Annotated in this window: 9 protein-coding genes; 1 reads left to right on the forward strand and 8 read right to left on the reverse strand. The window is 63.6% G+C overall.

Annotated elements, in window-relative coordinates; all coding sequences use genetic code 11:
• Positions 1-67: 67 nt before the first annotated feature.
• The gene (locus L979_RS11595; protein WP_231559526.1) at positions 68-1,324 is read right to left on the reverse strand and encodes an MFS transporter; all 1,257 of its coding nucleotides are present in this window, start codon (positions 1,322-1,324) and stop codon (positions 68-70) included.
• 134 nt (positions 1,325-1,458) lie between these two features.
• Here L979_RS11595 and L979_RS11600 point away from each other — a divergent pair, with 134 nt between their 5' ends.
• Positions 1,459-2,292: a PIG-L deacetylase family protein gene (locus L979_RS11600; RefSeq protein WP_047692374.1), complete on the forward strand. Its 834-nt coding sequence runs from the start codon at positions 1,459-1,461 to the stop codon at positions 2,290-2,292.
• Positions 2,293-2,355: 63 nt separating this feature from the next.
• Here L979_RS11600 and L979_RS11605 read toward each other — a convergent pair whose 3' ends face one another.
• The 7 genes from L979_RS11605 to L979_RS15950 all read right to left on the reverse strand — a co-directional run bounded on the left by L979_RS11605 (position 2,356) and on the right by L979_RS15950 (position 8,404).
• A complete protein-coding gene (locus tag L979_RS11605; protein ID WP_047692368.1) occupies positions 2,356-2,706 on the reverse strand; it encodes a monovalent cation/H(+) antiporter subunit G in 351 nt (116 codons plus the stop codon).
• Positions 2,703-2,960 (reverse strand): monovalent cation/H+ antiporter complex subunit F, encoded by a 258-nt coding sequence (locus L979_RS11610; RefSeq protein WP_047692369.1) that lies wholly within the window; start codon positions 2,958-2,960, stop codon positions 2,703-2,705. Before L979_RS11610 ends, L979_RS11605 begins: the two co-directional genes overlap by 4 nt.
• Complete coding sequence (locus L979_RS11615; RefSeq protein WP_047692370.1) at positions 2,957-3,313, reverse strand: Na+/H+ antiporter subunit E; 357 nt, start codon at positions 3,311-3,313, stop codon at positions 2,957-2,959. The genes L979_RS11610 and L979_RS11615 overlap by 4 nt, the downstream gene beginning before the upstream one ends.
• Positions 3,310-4,866, reverse strand: a complete 1,557-nt coding sequence (locus tag L979_RS11620) for a monovalent cation/H+ antiporter subunit D family protein (protein ID WP_047692371.1) — start codon at positions 4,864-4,866, stop codon at positions 3,310-3,312. The genes L979_RS11615 and L979_RS11620 overlap by 4 nt, the downstream gene beginning before the upstream one ends.
• Positions 4,863-5,351 carry a sodium:proton antiporter gene (locus tag L979_RS11625; protein ID WP_081994411.1) on the reverse strand — a complete coding sequence of 163 codons (489 nt, stop codon included), beginning with the start codon at positions 5,349-5,351 and terminating at the stop codon, positions 4,863-4,865. The genes L979_RS11620 and L979_RS11625 overlap by 4 nt, the downstream gene beginning before the upstream one ends.
• Positions 5,348-8,185: a DUF4040 family protein gene (locus L979_RS11630; RefSeq protein ID WP_052209847.1), complete on the reverse strand. Its 2,838-nt coding sequence runs from the start codon at positions 8,183-8,185 to the stop codon at positions 5,348-5,350. The genes L979_RS11625 and L979_RS11630 overlap by 4 nt, the downstream gene beginning before the upstream one ends.
• Positions 8,186-8,266: 81 nt before the next feature.
• Positions 8,267-8,404 carry a hypothetical protein gene (locus L979_RS15950; protein ID WP_156125572.1) on the reverse strand — a complete coding sequence of 46 codons (138 nt, stop codon included), beginning with the start codon at positions 8,402-8,404 and terminating at the stop codon, positions 8,267-8,269.
• Positions 8,405-9,564 lie beyond the last annotated feature (1,160 nt).

The following is a 9,564-nucleotide window of genomic DNA, read 5'->3' on the forward strand; positions in this document are numbered from 1 at the left end:
AGTCAAAAAACTCGCCCCTGAGCGCTCAGGGGCGAGTTTTTTGACTACTCGGCTGGAGGTGGTGGTCTCAGCGTGAGCGGCCGGAACGTGTGGATGCGGGCTGATTGTCCTCCAGGCGGAAGGCGAACAGCAGAATCGCAGCACCCAGCAGGGCCATGGCAGCTCCCACCAACGACGGCGTGCGGTAACCCAACCCGGCGGTGATCACCAGACCACCGGTCCAGGCGCCCAGGGCGTTGGCCAGGTTCAGGGAGGCGTGGTTCATGGCTGCCCCCAGGGTCACGGCATCCCCTGCCACGTCCATGAGGCGCAGCTGGAGGTTGGTCACCAGGATGGAGCTGACTGCCGTGACCAGGAACAGAACCGGCAACGCCCACCAGCCGGCGGGGATGACCACCCAGAAGAGCACCATCACCACGGCGGAGCCGGCAGATCCAAGCAGCAGGGACTTTCGGATGGACCACCGTGCCAGCTCACCAGCCAACCAGGTGCCCACGGTCATGCCCAGTCCAAATGCCAGCAGGAAGATGGGAACGGTGGATGCGGCCAGCCCACCCACGTCTGTCACAGTGGTGGCGATGTAGGAGTAGATGGCGAACAGGCCACCAAAGCCCACGGCACCGGCGCCCATGGTGAGCCACACCTGGCGGCGCCGGAAGAAGTCCTTGGCCTCCGCCAAACCGTTGGCGTGACGGTCACGTGGTGTGCGCGGCACAAAGATCATCACCAGCACCACGGTCAGCGCGGAGATGCCGGCGGCCAGCAGGTAGGTGGAACGCCAGCCGTAGATCTGTCCCATCCAGGTGGAGGCAGGGACACCGATCACATTGGCGATGGACAAGCCCAGGAGCACACCGGCCACAGCGCGTCCACGGAACTGCGGTTGCACCAAACCAGCCGCCACCAGGGACGCCACCCCAAAATATGCCCCGTGAGGCATACCATCGAAGAACCTGGCCAGAGTGAACATCTGGTAGGACGTGGCCACGGCACTGACCAGGTTGAACAGCCCGTAGGCCCCCATCAGCCCCAGGAGCAGGCCCTTCCGCGGTAGCCGTGCCCCCAAGATGGAGAGCACCGGGACACCCACCACCACACCCAAGGCGTAGGCGGAGATCGCGTGACCGGCCTCGGGTTCGGAGACACCCAATGACTCGGCAATCTGTGGCAGCACACCCATGGTCATAAACTCGGTGGTGCCAATGGCAAATCCACCAACGGACAGGGCAATGATGGCAATGACCGCGCGCCCCGTGGTGATGGCTGCGTCGTCGTGACCGCGGCTGGAGGATCGGGGAGGTGAGGGTGTGGAGGTACGTGCCACGGGTGTGGTTCCTGACGATCGATGTGACGGCGCGCGGCCGGTGAATGCAGGTGATCTGGGGTGAGGCCAACAATGACGGCAAACTCACGTGGTGCATGCGGAAGAACACTTGCCCCAGCACAGTTGTTCCAAACATGTCAGAAAGCAATGCACTCCACAGTCCCACCTCCGTCCTGGTGTTCCTGCACGCCCATCCCGACGACGAATCCTCGGGAACCTCCGGGACCATGGCCAAGGCCGTCCGAGAGGGACACCGGGTGGTGGAGATCATTGCCACCAACGGCGATCACGGAACCCCACCCAAGCCAACGGAGGACGGGGCTTCCGTGCTGTCCGTGGTGGAACACCGCCGCCAGGAGGCCGCCAAAGCTGCGGCGGTGATCGGGATTCACCGTGTGGAGTGGTTGGGCTATTCGGATTCCGGGATGACCGGATGGGAGCAGACCTCCTTGGACGGTTGCTTCATGGTGGCTGACGTTGAGGAAGCGGCCGCCAAGGTGGCTGCCATCCTGGATGAGGAAAACGCCGATGTGCTGGTGGGCTATGACTGGCACGGAAACTACGGACACCCGGACCACGTGAAGGTGCACACCGTGGCTCACCGTGCCGCGGAACTGGCGGCCAAGCCCGTGCGCCTGTTGGAAACCACCATGAACCGGGATGAGATGCGGCGTCGATTTGAAGCCGCAGTGGCTGCCGGTGCAGATCCGGAAACCCTGTTCGACCCCGAACACCCCGGTGATGACGGCAACGGCCTTGGGTTACCGGAATCTGAACTGCACTGGGCAGTGGAGCTGACCCCGGAGTTGTTGGCGGTCAAGCGCAACGCCCTGGCTGCCCACGGCTCGCAGGAGGACGTCCAGCACTTGCTGGCCTTCCCGCAGGACCAGTTCCAGGCCGCGTTCGGCATGGAGTACTACCGGGAGGTGGGGCGCCCGGACGGCCTGCAAAAGGCGTGGCCGTTCTGAGTTGCGATCACACCCCGGTCAGGTGGTCAGCCTTGAGGCACCGCCTGACCGGGGTAGGCAGGGTCAGGTCCGCCAAGCTTCGTCCGTATGGTGTTCGGCCAGGTCATCGAACACGAATTCATCGATGTGGGCATCCATCAGATAAGCCGAGCGGGCAATGGCAATGCTGCCGATGGCAGAGGTGATCAGCTGCAGGGCGATGATCACCAGCACCTTGATCACGTCCGGAATGGTGGGCTGGTGCAACAGTGCACCCACCACCACCAGGACAATGCCGATGCCAGCTGCAGTTCCCACCGCGGAGATCCGGGTGTAGACGTCCGGGAAACGCAACAAGCCCAGGGCGGCGGTGGCAAAAACAAGGGCCCCGCCCACAATCATGATGTCGCCGAAAATGGCTGCTGCTGTGCTCATCGCTTCCCCCTGGTCAGTGCACGGGCAAAGGAAACCGCTCCCAGGAAGCCCACAAGGGCCGCCACCAGCACGATGTCAAAGGTGAAGGCGCTGGTGGTCCGCACTCCGATCAAGGCCAGCAGTCCCACCACACCGAACAGCAGCAGGTCAGCTGCCGCCGCACGGTCAGCATCCGTGGGCCCGGCGAACATCCGGTAGGTGGAGGCAACACATGCCAGGGTCAGGATGACCAGGCCGATGTCCACGCCGATCATGAGGGGGCTCCTTCCCGGCGCACCGCGGTCAGCATTTGGGTTTCCATGCCCGCAAGCTCCTTCCGGGAGACGTCAGCATCCGGGAAATACAGGGTGTGCACAAACAGCACACGGCGCCCGTTCTCCGTGGTGTTGCCGATCACCAGCGTGCCAGGGGTCACCGTGATCAGGGCTGCCAGCAGGGTCAGTTCCCAGTCATTGCGGCAGCGGGTGGTCATGCGGGTCAGGCCGGTGGTGGAGTCCTGCCCGGGGGTCAGGTTGTCCTTGATGACCGCAACGCTTGAGACCACCAGTTCCTTGGCGTACCAGAGGCCAAAGAACATCAGCCGAAAGGGCCAGGTCAGCCATGTCATGAGTTCATCACCGCATTCACGTATGAGCTGGTGTCAAGCAATCCGGCTGCAGCTGTCTGGGACAGGCCCATGAGCATCTCCGCGCCCAGGCCCAGGCCCAGGGTCACGGCTGCCAGGATCACGGCCGGGGCGGCCAGGCCCACACCGATCCGGGAGGTGGGCTGAGCCAGCTGCTCCGTTTGTTGGCGAGTCAGGGTGCCCACGTTGGTGCCGGCGGGCAGACCGGGTTCCACTTCCGGTTGGTCCATGGAGGTCCTGCCGCCCCAGAACACCCCGGACCAGATCTTGATCATGGACAGCACCGTGAACAGGCTGACCACAATCATCACCACGGCTGCAGCAACTTCCTGCGCCTGGATGGAGGCCATGATCAAGGACACCTTGGCCACGAACCCGGAGAATGGCGGCAGTCCGGCCAGGGAGAGTGCTGCCACAAAGAACGCGACGGCGATCACCGGCTCCCGTTTGAGGATCTCCGGCACCCGGCCCAGTGTTCCGGTGCCGTACTTGATCTCGATGGCGCCCGTTGACAGGAACAGGGAAGCCTTCACGATCATGTGGTGCAGCAGGTAGAAGATGCCGGCCGTCAGACCGAACTCCGTGAACAGGGCAACGCCCAGCAGGATGTAACCGATCTGGCTGACCATGTGGAAGGCCAGGATGGAGCGGGTGGTGGTTTCCCCCACGGCCCCCAGCACGCCGATGATCATGGTAAGGCTGAACAGCAGGACTCCCACCCAGAGGAAGCGGGAATCGCCGTCGAACACCACAGCGTATATGCGGTAGATGGCATATATGGCCACCTTGGTGTGCAGACCGGAGAACAACGCCGTGATGGCGGGGGACGTGGACGGATAGGCACGGGCCAACCAGCCGTGAACCGGTACCACGGAAGCCTTGATACTCAGGGCAAAGAGCACCACCGCGGTGGCAATGGCCACGGTGTTGTCCTCACGGGCCAGCCCCGCCAGTTCACCCATGTTGACGGTGCCGGCCGTGCCGTACACAAAGCCCACACCACCCAGGAAGATGGTTGAGGTCAACAGGTTGATGGTCACGTACAACCGGGCCCCGGCGATCTGCCGGAACGGTGCCTTGGCCCGGGATGCCAACACGAACAACCCGTAGGAGGGCAACAGCATGACCTCCACGAACACGAACAGGTTGAACAGATCCGCCGTGAGCAGCGCGCCGTTGACACCGGCCACCAACACCAGCAGCAGGGGCGCGAGGTACTGGGAGGTGGCATAGCCCGAATACAGGGCGAACACTGCGCACGTCACAGACAGCAGACCCGTCACGGAGAGCATCAGCGCGGTGAACATGTCTGCGGCAAACGGAATGGCAATGCCGAACGGCCACAGGGCCACACCGTGGGCCATGGGACCTGAACCCGTGAAGTGAGCCACCAAGGCGAAACCGGCCACCATGGAGCCCACCAGGTTGGCCATCAGCAGACCCACGTGCAGCGCCGGGCGGTTGCCAAAGATGCTCAGCAGGCCCGCTGAAACAAACGGGATGCCGATGAAGAAGGGCAGAAGGGCCGCGGTCATCGCGCACCCCCCTGCTGCTGGGCGGACGGCGCGGCAGCCTGTGCGGTGGTGTCCAGGCGGCTGCTGCCGCCGTGATCCGTCAGCCCCATGTTGAGGCTCTGCGTGGTGACGTCCTCGGGCTGGATGATGCCATTGGGCAGGGTGGACACGTTGAACTCAGGGTCATCATCATCACCGTGAGGTTCGGTGGTGTCGTCGTCGTCCTTGCCGGTGACCGCCAGGACCAGCATGAAAATGGTGATGGAGAAGGCGATCACAATGGCCGTGAGCACAAAGGCCTGCGGCAGGGGGTCGGCCACCACGGAGGTGTCCACGGGCGTGCCGAATGGTTCCTCGCGGCGGTCCGTGCCGCCGGCGGCAATCAGGATCAGGTTGCCGGCGTGACCCAGCAGGATGAAGCCCAGGATGATCCGCAGCATTTCCCGTTGCAGGAACAGGTAGGTGGCTCCGGCCACCAGGATTCCGATGGTTATGGCGATGGTCATCGTGCAGCCCCCTCGTCGTCTTCGGTCAGGTAGGCGTCGTGCTCGTCGTCTTCGGCGTCGTGGCTGGGGTGTGTGGGGTCGGAGTGGCGGTCATGGCGGCCCAGGAGGTTGAAGGCCGCCAGCATCACGCCCAGGACTCCCAGGTACACGCCGACGTCGAACAGCAGCGGTGAGGTGAGTTTGATGTCCAGGATCTCCACGTGCAGCGGGGTGAGGAAGGAGCCTTCCAGGTACCCCAGGAACCCGGTGCCGGCACCCACGATGAATCCGGCGCCGATCAGGCTCAGGTACGGCCAGCGGATCCGGGCCGCGGCATCCGATGGAGCAGCCAGGTAGAGCAGGGCAAAGCCCGCGCCACCCACCAGGGCGGAGATGAACCCGCCGCCCGGCTCCTGGTGTCCACGCAGCAGCAGGTAGAGGGAGAGCACAATGATCAACGGCCCCAGGACCTTGGTGGTCACGCGCAGAAACACAGAGTTCTCCACGGCGCTGTAAATGGGGGTTTCCCTGTCCAGGCGGGCCGAACGAATCGCAGCGGGTGCTCGGGAGCTTAGCAGGGCCGCAATGGCAATGCCGGCCACACCCAGCACGGTGACCTCACCCAGGGTGTCCAGGGCACGGAAGTCCACGAGGATGGTGTTGACCAGGTTGGCGCCACCCGTGGCGTCCTCGCCTTGGGTCATGAAGTAGTTGGCGGCCTCAGACATCTCACGCCGCCCGGTCAGGGCCAGCACACCCACGGTGGTGGCCACACCGGCCAGGACAGCCACGGTGCCGGCGCCAATGCGCGCCTTGGTGGATTCCCGCGGGAAGCGGTTGGGCAGTCGGCGCAGCACCAGAACCAGCACACACACGGTCAGGATTTCCACCAGCAACTGGGTCAGGGCCACATCCGCTGCCCCCAGCAGGAAATACCAGACCGTCATGGCGAACCCGATGATGCCCGTGACCACAATGGCCGTGTACCGGGTGCGGCTGTAGACCGCCGAACCCACACCGGCGGCAACCAGGATCAACAGCAGCCAGTCCTCCGGGCGGGACGGATTCCCGACCACGGACGGCAGCTCACCCACCGTGAACACTCCAGCCAGGGCGATGATCGCCAAGCACACGGCGGGGATCCCCAGGTGGCGGCGCGGTGAGGTGGAACCGGACCAGCTGCCCACCACGGCACCTGTGCGGATGATGGCCTTGCGGGTCCAGTCCACGGCGGTCAGCCCGGAGAACGGGATGCCGCGCGGGACCATGAAGGCCTCCACGGGGCGGCGGGCCAGCACCAGGGCGGTACCGGCGGCAATCACGACGGCGGAGATGGCCAACGCCGCGTTGAAGCCGTGCCACAACTCCAGGTGGGTGTCCACGGGGGAACCAACGGCGGCGGTGGCGGACGGGCTGATCAGACCGTCCAACAGGAACGGGAGGACACCCAGGACCAGCCCGGCTGCAGCACCCAGAGCGGGCACGATCCAGAAGGAGACCGGAGCCTCGTGAACGTCCTTCTCTGGCTCCGTTTGTGTCTGGCCTGCGCCAAAGGTCTTGCCGGTGAAGGCACCCAGGACAATGCGAGCGGAATAGGCCAAGGTGAGCACGGACGTCGTCGCTGTTCCGGCAATCAACAGCACCGGGAACCACGCAGGCCCGGGGACCTCCAGGAACGCAGCGAACATGCCTTCCTTGCTCACAAAACCCAGCAACGGCGGGAGGCCCGCCATGGAGGCCGAACCAAGGATCAGCGCGGTCAGGGTGACCGGCATGCGCAGGCGCATGTGTTGGAGTTTGCGGATGTCGCGGGTACCGGCCTCATGATCGATCACGCCGATCAGCATGAACAAGGCGGATTTGAACAGTGCGTGGGCCACGGTGTGCACCGCAGCGGCAGCGAGCGTGGCCTGGGTTCCCACGCCGATCATGACCACCAGCAGACCCAACTGGCTGATGGTGGAGTAAGCCAACAGTTCCTTGAGGTCGAACCGGCGCAGGGCACCGGCGGCTCCCAGCAGCGCTGTGATCAGACCGGAGGTGACCAGCAGAACGGTCCAGACAGTCTCTCCGGCCAGGGCGGGGGAGAAGCGCAACAGGAGGTAGATGCCGGCCTTGACCATGGCTGCGGCGTGCAGGTAGGCGGAAACCGGGGTGATGGCCACCATGGAATCCGGCAACCAGGCCTGGAACGGGAACTGGGCCGACTTGGTGAACGCGGCACCGGCCAGGAGCACGGCAACGGTGGTGGTGAAAGCGGCGTCGGTGCTCCAGATGGGATCGGTGAGGACCTCGCTGATGCGGGTGGTGCCCGTGCCCACGGCCATCATGGCCACCGCGGCCAACAGCAGCAGACCGCCGGCCACCGTGACCAGCAAGGTGCGCACGGCGGGTTCCCGTGCGTCCGGGCCGGAGCGGCCGATCAAGAAAAACGAACACAGTGTGGTGAACTCCCAGGCCACAAACATCACGATCAGATCGTCCGTGAGCACCAACACCAGCATGGAGGCGGCAAAGGTGGTCATCAGCAGGTAGAACGAACCGTGCTTGCCCTGTTTGCCCAGGTAACGGGAGGAGTACGCCAGGATCAGCCCGCCCAGGATCAACACCAGCAGGGCGAACATGAGCCCCAGGCCGTCCAGGCGCAGGGAGAACTCCACACCCAGGGACGGGATCCAGGGGACGGACTCTGTCACAGGAGTGTCCAGGCCCCCAGCGGCTGCGCTGATGACCGCCGCGGCGGCAGCAAACAAGGGCAAGGCCAGGAACCAACCGGCGTTGCGGCCGGCCACCTTGGTCAACAGGGGCGCCAGGAGGCAGGTGATGGCTGAGATGACAACGCTTGTGAGAAGCAATAGACCACCTAGTGCGAGCGGGTAGCGGGCATGGCGGCCAGCTCCTGGGTGTTGCGCAGGGCAGGCCGCTGGGTCCTGTGATCAGGCGTTGACGCGTGACGGCGGGCTACCCGCCTGCTGCTCACCCCACGTGGAAACATATCCGTTGGTGCCCGGTTGCTGGGCATGCCAGAACACCGGCTGGAAACCGGCGTGAGGTTCTGGCAAAACGTGAGGCATTTGACAGATTCTACATGCCTGCTGTGGATCCGCACGGGGTCTCAGGGCCCTGGGACCGCCTGCCCCTCTCCGCCGAGTAGGCCGTTTGATCGCTGCTGAACCGCTCAGGGGCGATCAAACGGCCAACTCGGCGGGGGTGATGCAAGGTATCCGACCGTAGGTAGCGCGCGACTCGCCGGGTCGGTCCCCGTTCCCGCCCAGAAGCGAGTTCTGCCGCCAATCGACTCCCCCTCCCCGCCGAGAAGCGAACTGTGCCGCTCATCAGCGCTGATGAGCGGCACAGTTCACCGCTCAACGACGACGACCGGGACAACTCACCTCTCAGCGTCAGCGACCCATTCCACCGTTCATTCCCCTGGCCTCGTCATGGCTCTGCGTAGACCACATGTGCCCTAACGTGCCGTGACCTGTAGTTTTCGTGTGGTGAACAGCTGGCAAGATGCTCAAAGTCGGGGCAGTTAGAGGACGCAACTGGTTCTCCAGGTGACTGGCCATCCCATGAATTGTTGGTTCCTGCGCCTATTTGCCACACCGGTGGCGGTCATCGATGGGGATTATCATGACCTCCGGTGGGGGAGGTTCATCCCCATTTACATTGCGCCAGGCGAAATAGAACTAGGGATCGGGGTTCGATACGGCCGACGACAGGTCCAGGGATCTCTTCAACCTGTCGAGACAGTCAAGTTGAGGATCAGCCAAGGTCAAGTGCGCAAGTTCCATTCACAGAACGGCTTGATGAACCACTCGCCGTTTCTGCTCTACGAGGTTGACTGACGATCCGCCCCGGTTCCATGAGGAAGTCTTTACAAAAAATATCAAGTCTGGTGGCCAATGAAGGTCAACCTCTAGTCGGATCTGGTTCTGACCCGTAGCTTTAGTACCTAGATCACCGCAAGGGTTTCGACCTATTGCACTCCCCTCAACAGCATGCGCGAATTGCGCCGCCATCAGTCACACATGCATCTTGTGGAGACATCCGGGTGAATAGCCGCAAATGCGCCAATTATCGGATAGGTGGCATATTGTGTGGAGAACAATTAGAAAGACGTGATTCGTCAACGTGGTGGTTGCTGTTATTGCTTTCAGTCTTGTGTCAATCGGTGTCAACATTGCTGGCCCTTCCCAAGTGAGTGTGGGTAAGGGCCCAAGCGGGGTGCGTG

It is taken from the genome of Kocuria sp. ZOR0020, assembly GCF_000800955.1.
Lineage (GTDB): Bacteria > Actinomycetota > Actinomycetes > Actinomycetales > Micrococcaceae > Kocuria > Kocuria subflava.